General features: G+C 63.9%; 23 protein-coding genes. 8 read left to right on the top strand and 15 right to left on the bottom strand.

What is annotated here, in order from left to right:
- The first annotated feature begins 3 nt into the window (after positions 1–3).
- Positions 4–1182: a glycogen synthase gene (gene glgA / locus JGU71_RS18760; protein WP_199706076.1), complete on the top strand. Its 1179-nt coding sequence runs from the start codon at positions 4–6 to the stop codon at positions 1180–1182.
- On the opposite strand, the gene JGU71_RS18755 is transcribed toward glgA, so the two are convergent.
- From JGU71_RS18755 to JGU71_RS18715, 9 genes are all read right to left on the bottom strand, one after another.
- Positions 1149–1997 (bottom strand): putative RNA methyltransferase, encoded by an 849-nt coding sequence (locus JGU71_RS18755; protein ID WP_199705817.1) that lies wholly within the window; start codon positions 1995–1997, stop codon positions 1149–1151. The genes glgA and JGU71_RS18755 overlap by 34 nt on opposite strands.
- A 73-nt stretch (positions 1998–2070) precedes the next feature.
- Positions 2071–2238 (bottom strand): DUF3117 domain-containing protein, encoded by a 168-nt coding sequence (locus tag JGU71_RS18750; RefSeq protein WP_003406247.1) that lies wholly within the window; start codon positions 2236–2238, stop codon positions 2071–2073.
- A 157-nt stretch (positions 2239–2395) separates the two neighbouring features.
- Entirely contained in the window at positions 2396–2953 is a 558-nt protein-coding gene (locus JGU71_RS18745; protein WP_199705816.1) for a DNA-3-methyladenine glycosylase I, read from the bottom strand.
- Entirely contained in the window at positions 2950–3246 is a 297-nt protein-coding gene (locus JGU71_RS18740; RefSeq protein ID WP_199705815.1) for a DivIVA domain-containing protein, read from the bottom strand. The genes JGU71_RS18745 and JGU71_RS18740 overlap by 4 nt, the downstream gene beginning before the upstream one ends.
- A 20-nt stretch (positions 3247–3266) precedes the next feature.
- Entirely contained in the window at positions 3267–4205 is a 939-nt protein-coding gene (locus tag JGU71_RS18735; RefSeq protein ID WP_199705814.1) for a glucosyl-3-phosphoglycerate synthase, read from the bottom strand.
- A complete protein-coding gene (gene folP / locus JGU71_RS18730; protein ID WP_199705813.1) occupies positions 4202–5077 on the bottom strand; it encodes a dihydropteroate synthase in 876 nt (291 codons plus the stop codon). The genes JGU71_RS18735 and folP overlap by 4 nt, the downstream gene beginning before the upstream one ends.
- A 43-nt stretch (positions 5078–5120) precedes the next feature.
- Positions 5121–6890 carry a long-chain-acyl-CoA synthetase gene (locus JGU71_RS18725; protein ID WP_199705812.1) on the bottom strand — a complete coding sequence of 590 codons (1770 nt, stop codon included), beginning with the start codon at positions 6888–6890 and terminating at the stop codon, positions 5121–5123.
- The gene (locus tag JGU71_RS18720) at positions 6887–7450 is read right to left on the bottom strand and encodes an LOG family protein (protein WP_307829718.1); all 564 of its coding nucleotides are present in this window, start codon (positions 7448–7450) and stop codon (positions 6887–6889) included. Before JGU71_RS18720 ends, JGU71_RS18725 begins: the two co-directional genes overlap by 4 nt.
- Positions 7447–8187, bottom strand: a complete 741-nt coding sequence (locus JGU71_RS18715) for an LOG family protein (RefSeq protein WP_233529783.1) — start codon at positions 8185–8187, stop codon at positions 7447–7449. Before JGU71_RS18715 ends, JGU71_RS18720 begins: the two co-directional genes overlap by 4 nt.
- A 152-nt stretch (positions 8188–8339) precedes the next feature.
- On the opposite strand from JGU71_RS18715, the gene JGU71_RS18710 reads away from it, so the two are divergent.
- Positions 8340–9845, top strand: coding sequence for a serine/threonine-protein kinase (locus JGU71_RS18710; protein WP_199705810.1), 1506 nt, complete (start codon positions 8340–8342; stop codon positions 9843–9845).
- Between the two features lie 6 nt (positions 9846–9851).
- Here the strand turns inward: JGU71_RS18710 and dapE are convergent, their stop codons facing one another.
- Both dapE and JGU71_RS18700 read right to left on the bottom strand, forming a co-directional pair.
- Positions 9852–10922: a succinyl-diaminopimelate desuccinylase gene (gene dapE, locus JGU71_RS18705; protein ID WP_199705809.1), complete on the bottom strand. Its 1071-nt coding sequence runs from the start codon at positions 10920–10922 to the stop codon at positions 9852–9854.
- Positions 10923–10936: 14 nt separating this feature from the next.
- Entirely contained in the window at positions 10937–11899 is a 963-nt protein-coding gene (locus tag JGU71_RS18700) for an SMP-30/gluconolactonase/LRE family protein (RefSeq protein ID WP_199705808.1), read from the bottom strand.
- A gap of 164 nt (positions 11900–12063) precedes the next feature.
- Between JGU71_RS18700 and JGU71_RS18695 the strand changes: the two genes are divergently transcribed.
- The 5 genes from JGU71_RS18695 (at position 12064) to gnd (ending at position 16634) form a co-directional block, all read left to right on the top strand.
- Positions 12064–12252, top strand: a complete 189-nt coding sequence (locus tag JGU71_RS18695; RefSeq protein WP_199705807.1) for a hypothetical protein — start codon at positions 12064–12066, stop codon at positions 12250–12252.
- Between the two features lie 10 nt (positions 12253–12262).
- Positions 12263–13216, top strand: a complete 954-nt coding sequence (gene dapD, locus JGU71_RS18690) for a 2,3,4,5-tetrahydropyridine-2,6-dicarboxylate N-succinyltransferase (protein WP_199705806.1) — start codon at positions 12263–12265, stop codon at positions 13214–13216.
- 173 nt (positions 13217–13389) lie between these two features.
- Positions 13390–14151, top strand: a complete 762-nt coding sequence (gene ppgK, locus JGU71_RS18685) for a polyphosphate--glucose phosphotransferase (RefSeq protein ID WP_199705805.1) — start codon at positions 13390–13392, stop codon at positions 14149–14151.
- Positions 14144–15589 carry a glucose-6-phosphate dehydrogenase gene (zwf, locus tag JGU71_RS18680; RefSeq protein WP_199705804.1) on the top strand — a complete coding sequence of 482 codons (1446 nt, stop codon included), beginning with the start codon at positions 14144–14146 and terminating at the stop codon, positions 15587–15589. The genes ppgK and zwf overlap by 8 nt, the downstream gene beginning before the upstream one ends.
- Before the next feature lie 25 nt (positions 15590–15614).
- Positions 15615–16634 (top strand): phosphogluconate dehydrogenase (NAD(+)-dependent, decarboxylating), encoded by a 1020-nt coding sequence (gene gnd / locus JGU71_RS18675; RefSeq protein WP_199705803.1) that lies wholly within the window; start codon positions 15615–15617, stop codon positions 16632–16634.
- Positions 16635–16689: 55 nt separating this feature from the next.
- Here gnd and JGU71_RS18670 read toward each other — a convergent pair whose 3' ends face one another.
- From JGU71_RS18670 to JGU71_RS18660, 3 genes are all read right to left on the bottom strand, one after another.
- Positions 16690–18591, bottom strand: a complete 1902-nt coding sequence (locus JGU71_RS18670) for a glycoside hydrolase family 15 protein (RefSeq protein WP_233529781.1) — start codon at positions 18589–18591, stop codon at positions 16690–16692.
- A 318-nt stretch (positions 18592–18909) separates the two neighbouring features.
- Positions 18910–20079 carry a fatty acid desaturase family protein gene (locus JGU71_RS18665; protein ID WP_199705801.1) on the bottom strand — a complete coding sequence of 390 codons (1170 nt, stop codon included), beginning with the start codon at positions 20077–20079 and terminating at the stop codon, positions 18910–18912.
- A gap of 33 nt (positions 20080–20112) precedes the next feature.
- Complete coding sequence (locus JGU71_RS18660; RefSeq protein ID WP_199705800.1) at positions 20113–21210, bottom strand: ferredoxin reductase; 1098 nt, start codon at positions 21208–21210, stop codon at positions 20113–20115.
- A 99-nt stretch (positions 21211–21309) separates the two neighbouring features.
- Here JGU71_RS18660 and JGU71_RS18655 point away from each other — a divergent pair, with 99 nt between their 5' ends.
- Entirely contained in the window at positions 21310–22530 is a 1221-nt protein-coding gene (locus tag JGU71_RS18655) for a PucR family transcriptional regulator (protein WP_199705799.1), read from the top strand.
- Between the two features lie 17 nt (positions 22531–22547).
- On the opposite strand, the gene JGU71_RS18650 is transcribed toward JGU71_RS18655, so the two are convergent.
- Positions 22548–23957 (bottom strand): acyl-CoA synthetase, encoded by a 1410-nt coding sequence (locus JGU71_RS18650; protein WP_199705798.1) that lies wholly within the window; start codon positions 23955–23957, stop codon positions 22548–22550.

Raw genomic sequence — 23957 nt, 5'->3', positions numbered from 1 at the left:
CCTATTCGGGTGGCAATGATGACGCGGGAGTATCCACCCGAGGTGTACGGCGGAGCGGGTGTTCACGTCACCGAACTGACGGCGAACCTCGCGGAGCTGTGCACCGTCGACGTCCATTGCATGGGTGTCCCACGGGAGAACGCGACCGTCCACGAACCCGATCCCGCGCTCGCCGACGCGAACCCGGCGATGGTCATGCTTTCCACCCAGCTGCGGATGGCCAATGCGGCCGCAGACGTCGACGTCGTCCATTCGCACACCTGGTATGCGGGCCTGGCGGGTCATCTCGCAGGCGCGCTGTACGGCGTGCCGCACGTGCTCACCGCGCACTCGCTCGAACCGCGCCGACCGTGGAAGGCCGAGCAGCTCGGCGGCGGCTATCGCATCTCGTCGTGGTCGGAACGCAACGCCGTCGAAAACGCCGACGCCGTGATCGCGGTCAGCGAAGGTATGCGACTCGACGTGCTCGACGCCTACCCCGCCGTCGATCCCGCACGGGTCCACGTTGTGCACAACGGCATCGACACCGAGGTCTGGCATCCTGGCCCAGCGCAGGACCCAGCGACGTCGGTGTTGGCCGAGCGTGGCGTGCGCACCGACGAACCGATCGTCGCGTTCGTCGGCCGGATCACCCGGCAGAAGGGGGTCGGGCATCTGCTCGCTGCAGCGGCCGACTTCGACCCGGACATCCAGCTCGTTCTCTGCGCGGGTGCGCCCGACACACCTGAGATCGAAGCCGAGGTCGAACGTGCGGTCGCAGAGCTAAGGAAGACCCGCAGCAACGTCTTCTGGGTTCGCGAGATGCTCCCGACCGAACAGATTCGCGAGATCCTCTCGGCGGCGACCGTCTTCGTCTGTCCGTCGGTCTACGAGCCGTTGGGCATCGTGAACCTCGAGGCGATGGCATGCGAGACCGCCGTTGTCGCCTCCGACGTCGGTGGCATTCCGGAGGTCGTCGACGACGGCAGAACCGGCGTGCTCGTGCACTACAACACCTACGAGCCGCGGGCGTTCGAGAAACATCTCGCCGAGGCGGTCAACGCTGTCGCGGGAGACCCAGCGAAGGCTGCCGAGATGGGTCGAGCGGGCAGGGAACGAGCGATGACCGAGTTCTCCTGGCCTGCGATCGCACGACAGACGTTGGCCGTCTACGCCGACGTCATCGCCACGCGCGGCCGGTAGGTAGCGACGACGACCGACGCGGTGACCGTCGTCGGCATCGGAAGTGTCGCGATCCGCTCGGACCGTTGTTCGGCACTGAGATGCCGAGCCGTCGGACCCATCCCGACGACCGCCGCAATCGCGGACCCGTCGAGTTCCATCGTGAAGTCCACGGCGTGCCTGTCGACGCGGTCGAACCGGCCTGCCATCGACTCGCCGAGCCGCCGCGTCTTGTCGTCGTCGACCCGAACCATGCCGAGTGGTTCGATGAGTTCGCCCAGGTGACGCTGGGTCGGCGTGACGACGACGAACGAACCATCGGCGCACAGGATGCGACGGATCTCGTCGGGGTTGCGTGGCGAGAAGATCGACAGCGCGTGTGTGCACGAGCCGGTGCGAACGGGAAGGTTCTGCCACGCGTCGGCAACGATCGACGCCACTCGCGGGTGGGCGCGAGCCGTTCGCCGTGCCGCGGCTTTCGAGATGTCGACGCCGAGCCCGATGGCGTCCTCGGCCACGTCGACGGCTCGCGAAAGGTAGTGCCCGGTGCCTGCCCCGATCTCGAGGATGCGCAGGTCTGCCGAGTCGCCGACTGCGGCAGCGACAGCCGTGGCGATCGGATCGAAATGGCCGGCATCGAGAAATTCCCCGCGTGCGGTGATCATGTCGGCGGAATCGCCCGTCAGCTTCGTCGCTGCGCCGGCAAGAAGGCTTACGTAGCCCTGCCGCGCAACGTCGAAACTATGGCCTCGTTGACAGAGAACCGTTCGCTCTTCGAGGTCCAGATCCGATCCGCACGCGGGACACACGAGCAGATCCAGCGCATCGGCCAACATTCAGGCCGACCTGTCATACATCAAAGAGCCCCGCGTGCCGAGCGGCATACGGGGCCGGCGACCGAAGCTCGCCTCAGCTGGTAACACCCTTGAGCTCATCACCCAGCGCTGCAGCTTCGTCAGGTGTCAGTTCGACGACCAAGCGGCCACCGCCCTCGAGCGGCACACGCATGACGATGCCTCGCCCTTCTTTGGTTGCCTCGAGGGGACCGTCCCCAGTGCGGGGCTTCATGGCCGCCATCCCTGCTCCCTCCAAGATCTGCGCAGTGGTTCCGCGCCTTGCTGCTCGCTGACAACTCGCGTGTGTTGCGAGTTACGAGGTTCCATTGTTCCCTATCCCGTTGGTCGACGGGTACCTGAGTTGCAAAACGACCGAAATGACGGCACTTCACAACCATTCACCGGACCCAACAATCAGCCAGATGGTCGTCCACCATTCCCGTCGCCTGCATCAACGCGTAGGCGGTGGTCGGGCCTACGAACCTGAACCCGCGCCGCTTGAGTTCCTTTGCCATCGCCGTCGATTCGGGCGTCACAGCAGGCACCTCGCCTACCGTTTTCGGCCGTGCCCGTCGCGCAGGCGCATACGACCACAGCAGTTCGTCGAGGTCGACGTCGAGCGCCTGCACGGCCCGCGCATTCCCGATGCTTGCTTCGATCTTCGCGCGGTTTCGAACGATCTGTACGTCGGTCATCAGACGAGTCACATCTGCCTCGTCGAACGCAGCCACACGGTCGACAACGAACCCGTCGAAGGCCGCTCTGAACGCCGGCCGCTTACGAAGAATCGTGATCCATGCCAGACCCGATTGGAACGCCTCGAGGCACACACGCTCGAACAGTGCGTCCCGCCCGTGGACCGGCTGCCCCCACTCGTGGTCGTGGTAATCGCGGTACAACTCCGAGCCGTCTGCCCATGGACAGCGCACACGATCGTCCGCAGGCGCGACCGTCACAACGACTTGTGCAACGACAGCTCAGCCAACTCTTGGCGCAGCGCGTCGATCTCAGCGCCGAGCCGTTCCAACGCCCAGTCGACCTCGCTGGCTTTGTACCCACGCAACGCCTGCTGAAAGCGCAGGGCAGCAACATCCGCACCCGTCACGCCGGATTCGGGCAACACGGTCGCGGTCGTACCCGACGGGATCGGAGCAAGCTCCTCGGAACGACCGAACACGGTGCTTGCCGCGAGGAACAGCACGGCGCCGACGACGGCGATGATCAACACGTAGAGCAGCATGGTGAGCATGTCACGATCCTGCCACGCCGCTATGGCCTCAGATTGTTCATGGGCGGGCGATCGGACAGCGACACCTCGGTACTGACCGGCGTGAAGGTGTCACCTTCCAGCGGAAACTGTTGCAGCGCCGCGCCGGAGTCCTTGATACCGCAGCGACCGAGCATGGTCCCGACGATCTGTCTGCTCATCACACCGAGGTCCGCGAGTGGCCGATTGCGGTGCTTACGAACGCCGAGGTTCACCTGGCCGATCGCGTGCAGACCGAGTTTGTCGTAGGTGTCGAGCAGCAGGCCTATCTCGACGCCGTAGCCGGGCGCGAACGGTACCGACGCCATCAGCTCACGCGTGCCCGCATACTCGCCACCGAGCGGCTGCAACACACTCGACAGATCCGGTCGCATCGCTGCGAGCAGCGGCCGCGCCACCAATTCGGTGACCCGCCCCCCGCCGTTCGATTCGACCGACCCACCGTGCTGAAGCGGGCGGCGGTAGTAGCCCTTGACCAGATGGATGCCCTCGACGGTGAGCAGCGGTCCGAGCAGTTTCGGAACGAACGCCGGGTCGGGATTGATCAGGTCGGAGTCGATGAACGCGATGATGTCGCCGGTTGCCGCGGCGAGCGAGCGCCACAGCACCTCCCCTTTGCCGGGCACCGGTGCGAGCTCGGGCACGGCCTGTTCACGACTGATGACCTGAGCGCCAGCCGCTCGAGCGCGATCGGCTGTTTCGTCTGTCGAACCGGAATCGAGCACGATCAGTTCGTCGACAAGTCCACCGAGCAGTGGATGGATGGTGTCGATGACACTGGCGACGGTTTGTTCTTCGTTCAGCGCCGGAAGAACGACCGATACGGTCCGTCCGTTCTTCGCGGCGACCAGGTCCGCGACCGTCCAGTCCGGCCTGTCCCACGTGTTCGTCTCGGCCCAGTCGCGGTGCGCGGGCGTGTTGGTGATGTCCGAGATCGTCATGCCAAACCCCTCACGGTATGAGCAGGCTGCCGGGTCCCCAGGATAGCGGCGACCATGTCGACTACCCGTCTCGTCGATGCCACCTCGTGAACGCGGAACACGCGGGCACCCCCGGCTGCTGCCAATGCCGTCGCTGCCAATGTCCCCTCCAGCCGTTCGGTGAGGCCTACACCCAGAGTCTCGCCTATGAAGTCCTTGTTACTGAGCGCCATCAGCACTGGCCATCCGGTGTTTACAAGAACGTCCACGCGACGCAACAACTCGAGCCCGTGATAGGTGTTCTTGCCGAAGTCGTGTGTCGGATCGATGAGAATCGCGTCGTCGGCGACACCGAGTTCACGCGCCCGCTCCGCGGCGCGAACCACCTCGTCCACCACGTCGGCGACGACGTCGAGATAGCGGACGCGATGCGGTCGGGTCCGCGGTGTCGCCCCACCGGTATGGCTGCACACGATGCCTGCACCCAGTTCGGCAGCGACGACGGCCAACTCGGGATCAGCGCCCGCCCAGGTGTCGTTGATGAGGTCGGCACCCGCGGCGACGGCGTGACGCGCGACGCCACTACGCCACGTGTCTGCACTGATCAGCAAGCTCGGGTATTTCGCCCGTACCGCAGCGACGAACGGCACGACCCGTCGCGATTCCTCTGCTTCGTCGACATCGGCGCCGGGACCGGCCTTCACGCCACCGATGTCGATGATGTCGGCACCCTCGTCGACCGCGCGCGTCACCGCATCCATCGCTGCCCGGTCGGTGAAGTTCGCACCCTGGTCGTAGAACGAGTCGGGCGTGCGATTCACGATCGCCATCACGAGCGCACGATCGACCGCGACAGGTTTGCCGCACAGCGTCGTATGCGGGCGCGAATTCATAACTCAATCTTGACACGACCGCGCAGGGCACGGTCGGCACCGACTACCCGCGGGGGGCCTTCGCCGCTGCGACCTCGTCGACGTAACCGTCGTAGGACTCGACGTAGCCCTTGTCGCGCCCGGCGAGGACGTAGAGCTCACCCTCTGCATCCGGCGAGTACCCCTGCTTCCGCAGCTCGACCTTGCGACTCTTGAACGTCGACGTCTGTTCGAGGCTGTCGACGACGCGGATGAACAGCGGGACCGCGTACTTCGGCAGCTGGTCGTACAGGTGCGCTGCGACCTCCTTGCCGTCGAAGGACTTGCCCTCGTTCAGCGTCACCGCTGCCATGCCCGCTTTGCCGTCGGCGCCCTCGATCTCGACGCCGAACACCACGGCCTGCGAGATAGCCGCCTCGGAACCGAGCGCGCCTTCGACCTCGGTCGTCGCGACGTTCTCGCCCTTCCACCTGAAGGTGTCACCGAGGCGATCGACGAACGCGATGTGCATCCAGCCCTGCTTGCGGACGAGGTCGCCCGTGTCGAACCAGACGTCGCCGTCCTTGAAGCCGTCGCGGACGAGCTTCGCCTCGGATGCTTCGTCGTCGGTATAGCCGTCGAACGGCGAACGATCGGTCACCTTCGCGAGCAGCAGGCCGACCTTGCCTTTGCCGACTTTCTTCAGTCGTCCGTTCTCGCCGCGCTTGGCTTTGCCTGTTTCGTCGTCGTACTCGACCACGGCGAAGGGCAGCGGGCTGACACCTGCGGTCTTGTCGACGTTGAGAGCGTTCACGAATGCGATGTTCGCTTCGCTCGCGCCGTAGAACTCGACGATCCGGCTGATCCCGAAGCGTTCCTTGAACTCGTCCCAGATCTCCGGACGCAGACCGTTGCCGACAGCGAGCCTGATGTTGTTCTCGTTGTCGTCCGGCTTCGGATCCTGGTTGAGCAGATACCGGCAGAGCTCGCCGATGTAGATGATGGCGGTCGCCTTGTTGAGGTTCGCGTCGTCCCAGAATCCGGATGCGGAGAACTTGGTGCCGAGCGCAAACGTGGACCGCGATCCGAGCACGGCCGACAGCGCGACCGTCACCGCGTTGTTGTGATAGAGCGGGAGGCAGCAGTAGAGCGCATCCTCGCCGTGCAAGCGAATACCGAGCCCGCCGAGACCCGACATACCTTTGAGCCAACGCATGTGGCTCATCACGCTTGCCTTCGGCATCCCCGTCGTTCCCGAGGTGAAGATGAGGAACGCCTTCTCGCGCCCCGTGATTTCGGAGCAGACGGCTGGATCGGAATCGTCGGCATCGGCGGCGAGCCGATCGAGTTCCTCTGCAGCCAGCACACCGTCGACAGCGCCGTCGAGCGAGTCCAACGCTTCGGTGCACTCGTCGCCGACGACGAGCACACCGCTCTTCAGCAGGCCGATGCTGTGCGAGAGCACGTCACCACGCTGATTGTTGTTGAGCAGCCCCGCTGTTGCGCCGAGCTTGACGATCGCCAGGATGAGGAACAGCGTCTCGGGCCGGTTGTTCATCAGCACGCCGACGACGTCACCTCGGGTGACACCACGATCGGTGAGCACGCTCGCATACCGGTTCACGGTCGCGTTGGAGTCGCCGTAGCTGGTCGACTTACCTTCGAACCGAATGAACGGACGATCCGGACGACTGTGCGCGGCGCGTTGGAAAACGAGGCCGAGCGAGTCCTTCGAGTCCGGGTTCTGCAGCAGGCCGGTGACGTTCTTCGCCATGCCGTACAGATCCGGCGCCATGGCGGGCAGCCGCTTCGCGATCTCGAAAATGCCGACGGTCGCTGGTGCACCCGAGCTCATCTATTCGTCCTTTCGGTAAACCCGCGCAGACATTCGTCCAGCGCTTCGCTTACTACGGTCGTTCGCACAAGCGTGTCCAGTGCCGTTTGCGAGACGAACCCGGTTCCACGCAGCCGATCCAGCCAGGCGAGCAGCTCGTCGAAATGCCCGAACGGGTCGAGTAGGACGACAGGCTTGTCATGCATACCCAGGTACGCGGCGGTCCACGTCTCGAACAGTTCCTCGAGCGTACCGATACCGCCCGGCAGCGTGAGAAACGCGTCGGCGCGCGACGCCATGACCTGTTTGCGCTCGCTCATGGTGTCGGTGACGATCAGTTCGTCGGCCTCGGTGTCGGCGACCTCGCGGTGCACGAGTTTCTTCGGAATGACGCCGATCGTTCGGCCGCCTGCGGTCCGCGTCGCCGCTGCGACAGCGCCCATCATCGAGACGTTGCCGCCACCCGAGACCAACTGCCAGCCGCGTTTGCCGAGTTCGGTCCCGACGGCCGTCGCCAATTCCAGATACTGCGGCTCGTAGACGCCGGACGCGCAGTAGACACATACGGTGAAAGGGCTCACCAGAGGTCCTCCGTGCCGGGTTCGACGTCGACTTCGGTACTTGCAAGTTCGCTTTCGGAGATGATCCGAATGACTTCCTCGACACTGTCGGTCACGTGCAGCAGTTCGACGTCGGCCGCCGACACCTTGCCGCTGGTGAGCAGCGACGACTTGATCCAGTCGATCAGGCCTGCCCAGAATTCGGTCCCGAACAGCACGATCGGGAAGCGCGTCACCTTTCGCGTCTGCACGAGCGTCAGGGCCTCGAACAGTTCGTCGAGCGTGCCGAACCCACCCGGTAGACAGACGAAAGCCTGGGAGTACTTGACGAACATGGTCTTTCGCGCGAAGAAGTACCGGAAGTTGATGCCGAGGTCGACCCATTCGTTGAGGCCCTGCTCGAACGGCAACTCGATACCGAGTCCGATCGAGAAGCCGCCGGCCTCGCTGGCGCCGCGGTTGGCGGCCTCCATGACGCCGGGGCCACCACCTGTGATCACCGCATAACCCGCCGCCGCGAGTGCAGTGCCGAGTGCCTGACCCGACGCGTACTCCGCGCTGTCGACGTGCGTACGTGCGGAACCGAATACCGTCACCGCACGCGGCACCTCGGCGAGAGCACCGAAGCCTTCGACGAATTCACTCTGGATTCGCAGCACCCGCCATGGATCGGTGTGGACCCAGTCCGACGGTCCACGCTGGTCGAGCAAACGCTGGTCGGTTGTACTCGATTCGGTTTTCCTGTCCCGACGAAGCATTATCGGACCGCGATACTTCGGCTCGTTCGTGCCGGACTCGCCTGCCGTTCGATTCGGTATGGACTCCGCTGCTGACATGGCGCATAGGCTATCGGGTCGGGTGTGGTCGCTAGAGTTCGTGGCAGAGGATTACCAGCGAAAGGGGCGGGGCCATGCCGTTGCGGCCAGGTGAGACCATCGGCGGCTATCGCATCCAGAAGGTGCTCGGCGCAGGCGGAATGGGGACCGTCTACCTCGCGAAGCACCCGAATCTGCCACGGATGTACGCGCTCAAGGTGCTCAAGCCGGAGTTGACGCAGGACGACGAATTCCGGCTCCGCTTCCAGCGCGAAGGCAGTCTCGCGGCTTCTCTCGATCACCCGAATCTGATCTCGGTCCACAACCGCGGCGAAGAGGACGGCCAACTGTGGATCGCGATGGCCTACATCGAGGGCACGGACGCGGCCGTCGAAGTGGAGAAGGGTCCACTGGTGATGACCATGCGCCGGGCGTTGCGCATCATCACCGAGGTCGGCAAAGGTCTCGACTACGCACACGGGCAGGGTCTGCTGCATCGCGACGTAAAGCCTGCGAACTTCCTGCTGTCCGGACCGGATCCCGCCGACGAGCGAGTTGTACTGACCGACTTCGGAGTTGCGCGCTCGGCCGAAGACAACCTGCATCTGACGCAGACGGGCACGTTCATCGCAACGATGGCGTATGCGGCACCGGAACAATTGCTCGGCCAACCGCTCGATCACCGCACCGACATCTACGGTCTCGCCTGCGCACTGATGAAGCTGCTCACCGGCTACGAAGCCTTTCCGTCGCCGATTCCGGCGAAGGTGATGATGGGGCATCTGCACGAGCCGCCGCCGCGGCCGAGCACCATCCGTGGCGAGCTGCCGCCGGCGATCGACGCGGTCATCGCGAAGGCCATGGCAAAGGACAAAGCCGACCGCTACGACTCCTGCCGAGAATTCGCCGAAGCTGCGACCGCTGCGCTGACCGAAGCGCCCCACGCGACGGGGCCGGTGGGCACCTATGCGCCGTATCAGGCCGGCCCACAACAGCTCTATGCGAGCGGACCGCAGCCGACGTATCAACATCCCGGTGCGGCGTTCACCGGTCCCAACGGGCATTTCCAGCCGCCACCCAAGCCTGCCCGCAGCATGGGTCTGATCGTCGGAATTTCCGCTGCGGTCCTCGCGCTGATCGTCGGGGTCGGCATCGCCGTCGCCGTCACGAACTCGGGTGGCGATTCCAGCAGTAAAACGGCGGCCAACAGCAGCGCGCAGGCCGTGACAACGACGAAAGCCGGACCGACGACGACAAGTGTGTTCACCTCCGCTGCACCGGCTACATCGGAGGCTCCGATCTCGGCGGCGGACTGCCAGCTCTACGACGGCATCAAGGCCGACGTCGACGCCGCAATCGCCGTCAAGGCGCCCGATCACAGTGATCGCGCCAAAAAATACCGAGGCATCGCCGACGAGATCGATCCTGTCGCCGCCCAGATGGGGCCAGGCAAGGTCAAGGACTACATGAACCAGTCATCTACCGCAGCAAGGCAATTGGCGGACCTCGCCGATCGCGGTGGGGCCAGCGAGGACGAGCTGGAAGGGCTGCGACTGCAGTTCGTCGATCCATGGACGGCGTTGAGTTTTCTCTGCCTATAGATCTGCCTACCCCGTCAGGTATGCGCGCAGCACGTCGGCGACGTGGCTGATCTGGGCGACCGGGACCTGCTCTTCCGGCTTGTGCGCGAGGTTCGGATCGCCGGGTCCGTAGTTGACTGCAGGTATTCCAAGCGCCGCGAAACGAGACACGTCGGTCCATCCGTATTTCGCGCGGAATTCACCACCTGCAGCCTCGACGAGTGCGGCAGCGGCCGGCGCCGACAATCCAGGTAGTGCTCCCGGAGCGCTGTCGGTGATCGCAAAGTCCAGATCGAGTCCGTCGAACAGTTCGCTGACATGGTCGGTCGCCTGAGCGACGGAACGATCGGGCGCAAAGCGGAAGTTGACGTCGAGTTCGACGTAGTCGGGTACGACGTTGCCCGCCACTCCCCCGTTCACCCGCACCGCCGACAGACCCTCCCGGTAGACGCAGCCGTCGATGTCGACCGAACGTGCCGAGTATTCGGACAGCCGCGCGAGAGCCGGACCCAGCTTGTGAATTGCGTTGTCACCCAACCAAGCTCGGGCCGAATGCGCGCGCGTGCCCGACGCCGTCAAACGGGCACGCAGCGTACCTTGGCAGCCCGCTTCGATGTAGCCGCCGGAGGGCTCGCCGAGGATCGCGACGTCGGCGCGTAGCCAATCCGGGAGTTCGCGTTCGATGCGGCCGAGGCCGTTGTACTCGGCGGCGATCTCCTCGCAATCGTAGAAAATTAGTGTCAGATCCTGAGTCGGCTCGGCGACGGTCGCGGCCAGGTGGAGAAACACCGCATCGCCCGACTTCATGTCTACGGTGCCGCAACCGTGCAGGGTGTCGCCCACGCGCCGGGATGGAACGTTGTCGGCGATCGGAACGGTGTCGAGGTGTCCGGCGAGCAGTGCCCGACTACCGAGGCCGCGAGATGTCCTCGCCAACACGGCATTACCGCTCCGGATCACTTCGAAGCCGGTGGTCTGTTCACGGAGCGCGGACTCGACGGCGTCGGCGATCACGGACTCGTCGCGCGACACGCTCGGGATGTCCACCAACGCGGCGGTGAGATCGATCGGGTCGGCGTGCAGGTCGAGGAACGTCACAGTGTCGAGATTACTCAGGGTGTGGCTGTCCGTGCTGCCGGATCGAAACCGCCGGGGATTTCGTAGATGTTGCCGTCGAAGCCCGCGCGGAAAAGCCGACCGTCTGCAAAGCCCGTGCCACCGCGGCCGTAACTCAGCACACTCGACATGGGGAGTCCGCTTGCCAGTACACAGAATTGGTTGCGGCCGTCGACGCGCAGAATCTGACCGGTCAGGTTGGCGGGCACGATCGGGCGGTCACGAGAGTCGAGCGTGAGACCATCTGCTGTCGTCGCGAAATCTCCACCGCCGAAGTCGACGATCGATTCGGGCACACCGGGATTGGCGATCGGAACCCGGCTGATGCCTGGATTCGCGAAGGTACGCGACACGTAGAGGTACGCGTCGCCGCTGCTCAACACCGCCCCGTTCGCACCCTGCACACGCGACCAGTCAGGCTGCACAACACCGTTCGGGTAGACGCGCCCGATCAACTGACCGAAGTCGTTGGTGGCGTAGATGATTCCGTCGCTGCCGACGTCCATCCCGTTGGCTGCGCTCAGCCCCGACGCGATCGGAGTGACGGCGCCGGTCGCAACGTCCACTCTGGCGACGGTACCGGGTCGGGTGGTGTCGCCGATGAGCACCGCCGGACCCGAGTAGCCGACGAGCAAGGTCCCATCGGGTGCCCAGGCGAGCGCGCCCGCGGAATTGCCACCGGGGACGGTCGCGACAACCACTGCGCCCGCCCCGGGTCGGTCGATGCGGTAGATGCGACCGGTGAGTAGATCGGTCGTGTAAGCGCGGCCCTGAGCGTCGACGGTCAAACCTTCGAGCGCAGCACCGGGGATCGATCCGACAAGTACCGGCGCCTGCCCCGCGCCGGCACAGATCGGAGCGGCAACGGCCTGCTGCGATCCGAGCGTCGTGGCAGCGACAACGGCGAACGCTGCAGCAACAACTGCACGCAATGACGACCGGATGGATTTGTTTCCCATTGCGCGAGTGTGGCACGACGGCAGACAACGCGACGAAGTATCGGCTCTTCGAGTGCAGTAGGTGAGAGATATACACCCCATGGGTTGGTTGTGCGGACCCCTCCTCGGCAGGAAACTTGTTGCTATACAGCATGTTTCAGGACATCAGACCAGGAGCGCCCGAGATGGCCAACGCCCGATCACTGTTTCTCGCCAGCACAGGCGCCACCTTCGCCGCTGCAGCGATCGCGCTTTCGACCATCCCGCTCGCTGTCGGTGCCGCAGCACTGCCCCCCACGCAGATCGTGACCGACACCAACTTCTCGGAGGTTTTCCTCGATCCCGGGCAGTACGGCGAACTATTGCCGCAGTAATCTCGTCGTCGTGAGCGCACAGGGAGCAACAGCAGTCGGAATCGCCAATGTGAGTACGGACGGCACCGTCCTCGACACCTGGTATCCAGCGCCCGAACTCGGCGAGTTCGCCGAATCGGGAACGACCCGCCTCGATGGCGACGACGTACCCGCCGACCTGCGCGACCTCGTCGGTCCCGACGCGGCCCGCGGCGTCGACGTCGTTGCTGTTCGCACCACGATCGCCGACCTCGCCGCGGCACCTGCCGATGCCCACGACGTCTACCTGCGCCTGCATCTCATCTCACACCGGTTGGTTCAGCCGCACGGCGCCAACCTCGACGGCCAGTTCGGCCTGCTTGCCAACGTCGTGTGGACCAACCACGGACCCGCGGCTGTCGACGGTTTCGAGACGGTCCGCGCGAAGCTCCGGTCCCGCGGACCCGTCACGGTCTACGGCGTCGACAAGTTCCCGCGTCTGGTCGACTACGTCGTACCGTCCGGTGTTCGGATCGCCGACGCCGACCGTGTTCGTCTCGGCGCCCACCTCGCAAGCGGCACCACGGTCATGCACGAGGGCTTCGTCAACTTCAATGCAGGAACCCTCGGCACGTCGATGGTCGAGGGTCGCATCTCCGCGGGCGTCGTCGTCGGCGACGGGAGCGATATCGGCGGCGGCGCGTCGATCATGGGCACTCTGTCCGGCGGCGGCAAGGAGATCGTCAGCGTCGGTGAGCGGTGCCTGCTCGGCGCCAACTCCGGACTCGGCATCTCCCTGGGTGACGACTGCGTCGTCGAAGCCGGTCTCTACATCACAGCGGGCACGAAGGTCACCGGCCCGGACGGAACGGTCACGAAAGCCGCCAACCTGAACGGCAACAGCAACATCCTGTTTCGACGCAATTCGGTTTCCGGCGCGGTCGAGGTCGTGCCGTGGAAGGGCACCGGCGTCGAGTTGAACGCAGCCCTGCACGCAAACGACTGAGCACAAAAACGACTGACAATTCCTCGGCATTCGACTAACACCGCGTTACATGTTCGCCTCCGGCGACACATTTGCTATATCGATCGCTAAATTGATTCCAAGCGCAGTACACGCGTCACTGTCAGCGCCTAGTGTGGAATCCGCTCGCCTGGCCGAGAGAAACGGGGCGCGATATGAGCGATCAGGGATGCGGCATCGATATCGGTGGTAGCGGTGTCAAAGGTGCGATCGTCGACCTCTCCGACGGTTCGCTCGTCGGTGAGCGAATTCGAATAGACACCCCCCAACCGGCCACCCCCGAAGCCATCGCAGGCTCCGTCGCCGAGATCGTCAAGCAGCTCGGCTGGGAAGGCGCAGTTGGCATTACGCTGCCTGCCGTCGTCACCGGCGGGGTCGCGCGCACTGCGGCCAACATCGACAAGTCCTGGATCGGGACCGACGCCGTCGCCCTTTTCAAGGACGCGTTGGGTGGCAACAGCGTCGTCGTGCTGAACGACGCCGACGCCGCAGGATTGGCGGAGGACAAGTACGGCGCAGGCAAGGATGCCAAGGGCGTCGTGATCTTGTTGACCTTCGGCACTGGGATCGGCTCGGCGGTCATGACCAACGGAGAGTTGGTGCCCAACACCGAGTTCGGGCATCTGGTCGTGGACGGCAAGGAGGCCGAACATCGTGCGGCCTCGTCGATCAAGGAACGTGACGAACTGTCCTACAAGGACTGGGCCAAAGAGGTGTCGCTCGTTCTGACCCATATCGAAGACCTGATGTGGCCCGACCTGTTCGTCGCCGGTGGTGGAGTAAGCCGTAAGGGCGACAAGTGGATTCATCGATTGGACAATCGAACACCCGTGGTACCTGCGGCGTTGCTGAACACAGCGGGAATCGTGGGCGCGGCCATGGCGGCCGAACGGACTTCGAAGGGGAACGATGTCTAGCAGCAGCACTGGAACAACCGACCCGCATGTCGTCGTATTGTTCGGCGCCACAGGCGATCTCGCTAGGCGCAAACTTCTGCCCGGCATGTTTCACCTTTCGATGTCCAAACTCGCACCGGACCTGCGCATCGTAGGAACGTCGCTGGAGGAGATGGATACCGAGAAGTTCCGCGCCATCGCGAAGGAGGCGTGCCACGAGTTCTCCCGGCGCCCGATACTTCCGGAGGAGTGGGAGAAGTTCGAGGAGACGATCTGCTTCGTCCCGACCGCGGATGGTCCGGATGCGTTGTCTGCCGTAGTCCGTGAGCAGGCAGGCAAGCTGGCAGGCGATGTGCGCCTGCTGCACTACCTGAGCGTTCCGCCGAAGGCGGCAACCGCGGTGCTGAGGACGCTCGACGAAGCCGACCTCGTCAAACACGCGCGGATCATCATGGAGAAGCCTTTCGGTGTCGACCTAGCGAGTGCCAAGCAGCTCAATGCGTCGATTCACGAAATCTTCGCCGAGGAGCAGGTCTTCCGGATCGATCATTTCCTCGGCAAGGAACCAGCGCAGAATATTCTTGCGTTCCGGTTCGCCAACGGCTTGTTCGAGCCGATCTGGAATCGCAACTTCATCGAGCACATTCAGATCGATGTACCGGAGAAGCTCACGCTCGAAGGCCGAGCGGCATTTTACGAACCGACAGGCGCTTTCAAGGACATGGTGGTGACGCACCTGTTCCAGATCCTCGCGTTCATGGCGATGGAACCGCCTACCGAGCTTGCGCCTGCCGCCATCAGCGAGGAGAAGAACAAGGTCTTCCGCTCGATGCGTCCGCTCGATCCGAGCACTGTCGTTCGTGGCCAGGTGCGCGGCTATCGCGACGAGCCAGGCGTGTCGCCGGAGTCCGACACGGAGACGTTCGTCGCGCTCAAAGCCGAGATCGACAACTGGCGATGGGCCGGAGTGCCGTTTTATCTGCGCACGGGCAAATATCTCGCCGACGGTCAGCGCATCATTTCCATCGCTTTCCGCGAGCCCCCCAAGAGTATGTTCCCAACGGGTTCCGGTGTCGGCGCGCACGGACCCGATCACCTGACGTTCGACCTCGCCGACGCGTCGAAGATGTCGCTGTCCTTCTACGGCAAACGTCCTGGCCCTGGCATGAAGCTCGACAAGCTGAGCCTGCAGTTCGCGATGCAGGAAACCGAGCGGGTCGGCGATGTGCTGGAGGCCTACGAACGCCTCATCCTCGATGCGATGCACAACGACCACACCTTGTTCACGACATCGGCTGGTATCGAACGCCTTTGGGAGGTATCGCAGCCGCTGCTCGACGATCCACCACCGGTACGTGGGTACGAGCCGGGGTCGTGGGGTCCGAATGCGATTCACCAGCTGATAGCGCCTCGCGCGTGGCGACTTCCGTTCGAACGTGTGTGGCGGAGCAAGAAGTGATGACCAGGAACGAAAGGGTTTTGTGATGCAGCTCGGAATGGTTGGTCTCGGCCGGATGGGTGCGAACATCGTGCGCCGCATCGCAAAGGACGGACACACAGCTGTGGTGTTCGACATGAATGCCGATGCGGTGAAAGAACTCGAAGGCGAAGGTGCCATCGGCGCGACCTCGATGGAGGACTTCGTAGCCAAACTCGAGAAGCCGCGAGTGGCGTGGGTGATGATCCCGGCCGGCATCACGGGTCGTGTGATCGATCAGCTCGCCGAGTTGCTCGAGCCTGGCGACATCATCATCGACGGTGGCAACAGTCGATACCACGAGGACATCAAGCGTGCCAAGGCCTTGAAGCCCAAGGGTATTCACTACATCGATATCGGCACCTCGGGTGGTGTGTTCGGTCTCAAGCGTGGCTTCTGCTTGATGATCGGCGGCGAGAACGAGCAGGTGGCGCATCTCGATCCGATCCTCAAGTCGATCGCTCCCGGCATCGGCGAAGTGGAACGCACGCCCGGCCGCGAAGGCGAGCCGTCAACCTCGGAGCAGGGCTACCTGCACTGCGGTCCCGCTGGTGCAGGCCATTTCGTGAAGATGGTGCACAACGGGATCGAATACGGCGCGATGGCGGCCTATGCCGAAGGTATGAACATCCTCCACAAGGCAAACATCGGATCGCGTGAGGCAGGCGAGTTCTCGGCGGAAGAGACGCCGCTCGAGCAGCCGGAGCTCTACCAGTACGACATCGATCTGAAGGAAGTCACCGAGGTCTGGCGGCGCGGGTCCGTCGTCGCCTCGTGGTTGCTCGATCTCACTGCGGCAGCACTCTATTCGGACCCGACACTCGACTCCTACGGTGGCCGGGTCTCCGACTCGGGCGAGGGCCGGTGGACGATCGACGCCGCCATCGACGAAGGTGTTCCGGTGCCGGTGTTGGCCGCATCGCTGTTCCAGCGCTTCTCTTCACGTGGCGAATCGCTCTACGCGGACAAGGTCCTCTCCGCTATGCGTAAGGCATTCGGCGGCCACCACGAGCTGCCGCACAAGTAGCCCGATACGAAGGCGCCCACCGGAATCCGGTGGGCGCCTTCGTCGTTTGTCGCCGTCAGTGCGCGGGCTGGAACTCCCCCGCCGCGACATCCTGCTCGGCACGGATCACGTGGACGACCGCGTTGATCAGCGCCAGGTGGGTGAAGGCCTGCGGGAAGTTGCCGAGGTGCCTGCCTGTCGCGGTGTCGATCTCTTCCGCGTACAGCTTCAACGGACTTGCGAAGGCAAGTAGGCGCTCGCACAGTTGCTTTGCTCGTCGCAATTCGCCGATTTCGACGAGCGCCGACACCAGCCAGAACGAACAGATCGTGAACGTACCCTCTTCGCCCTCCAACCCGTCGTCCGTCGTGTCCACCTTGTACCGCAGGACCAGTCCGTCGACCGTGAGTTCGTCTGCGATCGCGAGAACTGTTGCCTTGACCCGTTTGTCGTCGGCAGGCAGAAATCTCAGCAGTGGGATCAGCAGTGCCGACGCGTCGAGTGAGTCGTCGCCGTAACGCTGGATGAACACGCCGCGCTTGTCGACGCCGTTGTCCAAGATGTCTGCCTTTATCTCTTCGGCGATCTCGGCCCACTGCTGGGCGTAGGACTTTTCCCCATGCAGCGCAGCAAGTTTCGAGCCACGATCGAGTGCGACCCAACACATCACCTTCGAGGAAACGAAGTGCTGCGGCTCGCCTCTGACCTCCCAGATGCCGCGATCGGGATCCTGCCAGTGTTTGATCGCCTCCTCGACCTGCCGTTTGAGCAGCGGCCAGAGCGACTCCGGCACATGCTCACGGGAGCGCACGTGCAGGTAGACCGAGTCGAGCATCGTGCCCCAGATATCGTGCTGCGCTTGGTTGTACGCACCGTTGCCGATCCGTACGGGCCGAGCGCCGTCGTAGCCGTGCAGGTGTGAAAGTTCGGATTCCTCTAGCATGCGCTCGCCGCCGAGGCCGTACATCACCTGCAGCGTCTGCAGGTTGCCGTCTTCGTCTTCGGCTACGTCGGAGAGGAAGTGGAAGAAGTTGTTGGCCTCGCGGTCGAGCCCGAGGGTGTGCAGACCCCACAGCGCGAAGGTGGAATCCCGAACCCATGCGTAGCGATAGTCCCAGTTGCGCACGCCGCCTGGGGTTTCGGGCAGCGATGTCGTCGCAGCAGCCATAAGAGCGCCCGTCGGGGCGTACGTGAGGCCCTTGAGGGCAAGTGCGCTCTGCTGCAGGTAACCCCGCCACGGATGGTCGGGGAACTTGCCGATCGTGAGCCACTGTCGCCAGCATTCCGAGGTCTGCCACATTTTCTCGGCAGCTTGCTCCTGCGTCTTCGGCGCGGGCAAAGGTGACCACGACAATGCGACGAAGGCTTCGTCACCCTCGACCATTCGGGTGCGTGCCTGGGCCTCACGGCCTTCGAGGCCGAGGCGCAGGTTCGTCGTCAGCTTGAGCGTGGGCTGCGTACCGTCCTTGCTACCGGCACACGTCGCGGTCGCCTCTTCGTAGACCTCGCCGGTGTATTCCCACTTTGCCGACTGCCGGTGGTAATCGAAGGCCGGCTCGCAGCTGACCTCGAGTTCCACTGTGCCGCTTACACATTTCACCATTCGGAGCAGGATGTGCTCGGCATCCCAATCCGTCGGCGCGCGGCGATGGGTCTTCGAGCGCTTGTCGGTGTTGTGCCAGCCGCCCATGATGAGCGCGTCGTGCACTGTGAGCCAACCGGTTTCGGTCTGCCACGTCGTCTCGACGATCAGGCCACCCGGGCGATAGTGCCGCGCGGCAGGGACGTTCTGACCGTACGGTCCGACTCTGAAATGGCCCGCGCTGCGGTCGAGTATCGCCCCGAACACGCTCGGCGAATCCGGGCGTGGGGCGCACATCCACTCGACGGCGCCGTTGGGTGCGATGAGAGCCATCGTCTCGCAGTCGGACAAAAATGCATATTCGTCGATCGGCGGGAACGGACTTCGCATCGGCATTCCCGCGTCCAACGAAACCTTGGACGGGTCGGCATGATCGGTGCCTGCCGTACCGTTGGATTCCGGTACGCCGGGGGCGGGGGCTGCCCGCCGACTCGACTTCTTGGTGGTCTCGTTCGCCGCGGTCGCCATCGAAACATCATCCTCGACGCCGTCCCGGCCTGTCCGCGAATTCGCGTACCGAATTGATACTCGTCTACCGAAACAATTTCGCTTGTCTTAACATTTTTACAAGTTCGGTATTCGGTAAAATAATTCGACTCAGGCCGGGTCGTCCACGCCGGTGGATTTTGTTCAGAAATAGCGCCTATTCACAAATCAGGCGGCGATGCTCTCCTGTTTGGTATCGCGGAACACCATTTGCACCAAATTTCCTGGATTCAGCGTCGAGGTGGCTTTGCGCGCGAAATCGTTCGGAAGCGAGAGTCGGAAGACCTTCTTCCACGCCGATCCGACCTGCTGAACGAGCGAGCCACTGGTGTAAGTCAAGCCGTACTGGTCGAACAGTGCCTGCACCTTCGGCGCGATCTCGGCGTACCGGTTGCTCGGCAGATCCGGGAACAGGTGATGCTCGATCTGGAACGACAGGTTGCCGAACATGAAGTGCATGACCCGACCACCGGAGATATTCGCGGACCCGAGCATCTGTCGCAGGTACCACTCGCCACGGGTTTCGCCGTCGATCGACTTCTTCTCGAACGTTTCGACGCCCTCGGGGAAGTGGCCACACATGATGACCGAGTGGGTCCACAGATTGCGGACCAGGTTCGCCGTCAGGTTCGCGGTCAATGTCGTCAACGCGGACGGACCCGACAACAACGGATGCACAACATAGTCTTTCGTCACCTGCTGTCGAATCTTGCGCAGGACGTTGTTGCGAGCTGCCTTGAATTCGGCCTCGTCCTTGCGACCCTGGAGGTACTTACCGATCTCCAGGTCGTATGCGGCGATGCCGTATTCGAAGAAGCATGCATTGACGAAGTTCCACAGCGGCTGTGCCAGATAGAAAGGCATCCAACGCTGATCTTCGTCGACGCGCATGATGCCGTAGCCGAGGTCGTTGTCCTTGCCGATGACATTGGTATAGGTGTGGTGCAGTTCGTTGTGCGAGTGCTTCCACATATCGGACGGTGACGCGTTGTCCCATTCCCAGGTGGTCGAATGGATCTTGGGATCGCGCATCCAGTCCCACTGGCCGTGCATCACGTTGTGGCCGATTTCCATGTTCTCGATGATCTTGGAAATCGACAGTCCGACAGTGCCCGCGAGCCATGCCGGCGGAAACAGCGAGACGAGTAGAACACCGCGACTGCCGAGTTCGAGCTTGCGCTGAAAGTCGATGACCTTACGGATGTAGGCGGCGTCGCGCTCGCCACGGTTGGAGATCACGTCCGCACGGATGGCGTCGAGCGCCTTACCGAGTTCTTCGATGTCGTCGGCGGACAGGTGAGCGATCGGATTGTTCGGCTTCTTCTGCAGTGTGGTCATGAGATGCCCTTCGCGGGGTGTTGGAGATCGATGTCAGAGATCGATGTCGCAGGAGCCGGCAGCTGCCGACACACACGTTTGAATCAGTACCCCGTCGCCTGTTGCGGCGGTGGTGATGTCGCCGTTTCGCAGATCGCGAACGGCTCCTTCGCGTAGTGGAACGACGCAGCCGAAGCAGATGCCCATACGGCATCCGGACGGCATGATGACCCCGGCGGCTTCGCCTGCGTCGAGCAATGTCTGTGAACCTTCGGCTTCGACGACTGTGTCCGATTGTGCGAACGTCACGGTCCCGCCTTCACCCGCGGCGATGACGGTTGCCCGGAAGCGTTCGGTATGGAGGCGATCGGCGATGCCGTCGCCGGCCCACCGCTGTTCGACTGCGTCGAGCATCCCGGCGGGGCCACATGCCCAGGTCTCGCGATCGGCGACGTCGCCGACGAGTTCGTCGAGTTCGGCAACATCGAGCATGCCGTCGGAATCGGTGTGCTTCTCGATCAATCGAATGCGACCGGCACGGGCGAGTTCACGCAATTCGCCTCCGAAGATCACGTCGTCCGACGTCGGTGCCGAGTGCACGATGACGACGTCGTCGAGTTGATCGACGTGGTTGCGCAGCATCCCCATCACCGGCGTGATGCCGCTGCCAGCGGTAAGGAAGAGCACCTTCCGCGGCAGGTCGACTCCGAGTGTGAAGTCACCTACTGCGTGGTCGAGCTGGACGATCGTGCCAACTTTGGCCTCGCGGACCAGGTGGTTGCTGACTTTTCCGTTCGGAATCGCTTTGACGGTGATGGTGATGTTGCCGTCGACGCGGCCGATGTCGGAGGTCAGCGAGTACGCACGCCACTGCCTGACCCCGTCGACGTCGACGCCGACGCGGATGTATTGGCCGGGCGTATGTACCTTCCAGCCACGGCCCGGCTTGATGACGATCGTCGCAGCGTCGCGGGTCTCGCGCCGGATCGCCACGATCCGGCCTCGTAGCTCGGTGCCGAAGAGCAGCGGGTTGACGATGCCGAGGTAGTCGGCCGGAACCAACGGAGTCGTGACAAGCTCCGCGAACTTGACGGCGCGGTCGCGCAGCTTTGTTGTCGTCCTAGCTGCGGTCCTGGTCGCAATCGTTGTCATAGAACAAGCCTCGCCTACTCAGGGGTATAAACTCTTGTCCTATGAACGTGAACGACTACGTCACATTTGTTCGCAATGAATAGTTTTTGAGGAAGCGCGTTGCCGAAACCCGAGAACGAACCTGCCCGCGAGTACCGCGCGGTCTCCGACCTCGAGCTGGACGGCGACATCATCGCCGCACTGCAGGCCGGTCTGCCGTCGGTAGCCGAGCACACCGTGGCCGCCATCATCGTCGAAGTTCCCAGCTACACCGGCGCACTCACCGGAACGATGGGCCACAACATCGAAAATGCGGTCCGGATGGCGCTCGCCGTATTTCTGCGCTTGGCTGCACGGTCGAAACACTCCGATCCCGGCTCGCCGCTGGCACCGGCCTTGGACGCCGCTTACGAACTCGGGCGTGGTGAGGCACGCAACGGTCGAACGATGGACGCGCTGCTGTCTGCCTACCGCGTCGGCGCTCGGGTCGCGTGGCGTGAGCTGTCGACGACCGCCGTCGCCGGTGGACTACCCGCACCGACGATGGCGAAATTCGCGGAGTTGGTCTTCGAGTACATCGACAGCCTTTCCGCGTCGAGCGCGTCCGGCCACACCGACGAACTCGCAACGTCGGGTCGCGTACGCCAGCGTTACCTCGACAGGCTCGGCAAGGACCTGCTCACCGGCGCCGCGATCGAGAAGCTGGTCGCCAGCGCCGAGCGTGCCGACTGGACCCCACCCGACACCCTCACAGCCGTCGCACTGCCGGTCGAGCAGGTCCGTACCGTCATGGTCGGACTGCCGAACACCACGCTGCAACTCGTGGAAGACCTGCCCGGCGTCGACGCCGCCGACACCGTGGCCGTACTCCTCGTCCCGGATCTCGGCGGCAGCGACAGGCCTCGCCTTTTGCACGCGCTGGACGGTCACGATGCAATCGTCGGTCCGGCACGCGTATGGACCGATGTGCTGACGTCCTATCGGCGCGTACTCCGAGGTCGTGCGCTGCCTCGGTCGACCGACGCGACGGTCCTCGATACCGACGCTCGCCTCGCCGAACTCGTCCTCGGCGCTGACGCGGACGCACTTGCCGATCTGCGGCACCAAGTGCTCGCTCCCCTGGCGACGCTGCGACCGAACACCGCCGAGCGGCTCGCAGAAACCCTGCGGGCGTGGCTGTTGCACCAAGGCAATCGTGACAACGTCGCCGCCGCGCTGTTCGTCCATCCGCAGACCGTCCGATATCGCATGGGCCAGTTGCGCGACCTGTACGGCGAGCGCCTCGACGATCCGCAGACGATCCTCGAATTGACTGTGGCGCTGGCACTTCCAGCGGAGTGAGCGCTCTATTACTACAACTACTCGCCGAGCAGCTTCTTCTGCACCTTGCCCATTGCGTTGCGTGGCAGCGATTCGACGACGACGATGCGGCGCGGACGCTTGTGCGCGGACAGCTCCAGTGCGACGAAGTCGATCAGAGCATCGGCGACGACATCTGCACCGGCGCGCGGAACCACGTACGCGACGATCCGCTGACCCAGATCCGAATCAGGAACGCCGATCACCGCAGCTTCGGCGATCTGCGGATGCCCGAGCAGCGCGGTCTCGATCTCACCTGCCCCGATGCGGTAGCCGCCGGATTTGATCAGGTCCGTCGACTCGCGCCCGACGATTCGGTGGAAGCCGTCGGCATCGACGACCGCCACGTCGCCGGTCTTGAACCAGCCGTCCTCGGTCCAGTTGCGTGCGGTGTCGTCGGGTCGGCCGAGATAGCCGTCGAAGAGCATCGGTCCGCGCACCTGCAGTCCGCCGACGCTCTCGCCGTCGTGGGCCACATCGTTGTCGGCATCGTCGCGCAGTCGAGTCTCGACGCCGGCGACCGGCCTGCCGACCCAGCCAGGACGACGCTCGCCGTCGGCCCGCGTCGACAGCGTGATCATCGTTTCGCTCATGCCATAACGCTCGACAGGAGCGTGCCCGGTGAGCTCGGCCAGCTTGTCGAAAACGGGAACGGGAAGTGGCGCGCTGCCGGAGACGAGCAGCCTGGCACCGCTCAGCGCGCGGGCGGCCTCGGGGTCGTCCGCGATTCTCGACCACACCGTCGGAACCCCGAAGTACAGCGATCCCTTCGCGGCCGCATAGGCGTCCGGCGTCGGTTTGCCGGTGTGAATCACCGGGCTGCCGACCCGAAGCGGACCGAGCAGACCGAGGATCAGTCCATGCACGTGAAACAGCGGAAGTCCATGCACCAGAACATCGTTGGGCGTCCACGCCCAAGCGTCGGCGAGTGCGTCGAGCCCCGCGGCGATCGCCTTTCGGCTGAGCAACACGCCCTTCGGCGGCCCGGTGGTGCCCGACGTATAAAGAATGAAGGCGATGCTCGACGGCGTCGGCTCAGGGTAGGTGTGCCACGAGCGAGCGTGCAGACGGACCGGGACGACGGGCAGATCGGTCTCGTCCGGCGCCTCGCCGAGCCACGCTTGCGCACCGGAATCTCGGAGGAAATGCGCGACCTCGGTCGGCCCCGAATCCGGCGGGATCGGCACCACGGTGACGCCTGCGATCAAACATCCCAGAATCGCGAGCACCGTTCGCGGCGTCGGTTTCGCGAGCACCGCAACGCGGTCGGCGCGGGCGATACGTTCGGCAACCGATGTCGCGGCGCCGATCAGATCGCTGCGAGAAAGTACGGCATCGCCGATGGTGACGGCATCCGGGATGTCGTAACCGCCTGCAACGGCGAAGGGGTCCAATGATCGCAACAGCAC

This window comes from Antrihabitans stalagmiti, assembly GCF_016482825.1.
Taxonomy (GTDB): Bacteria; Actinomycetota; Actinomycetes; order Mycobacteriales; family Mycobacteriaceae; genus Antrihabitans; species Antrihabitans stalagmiti.
Note: the sequence above shows the minus strand (reverse complement) of the source record. Positions and strands in the feature narration are given on the sequence as shown.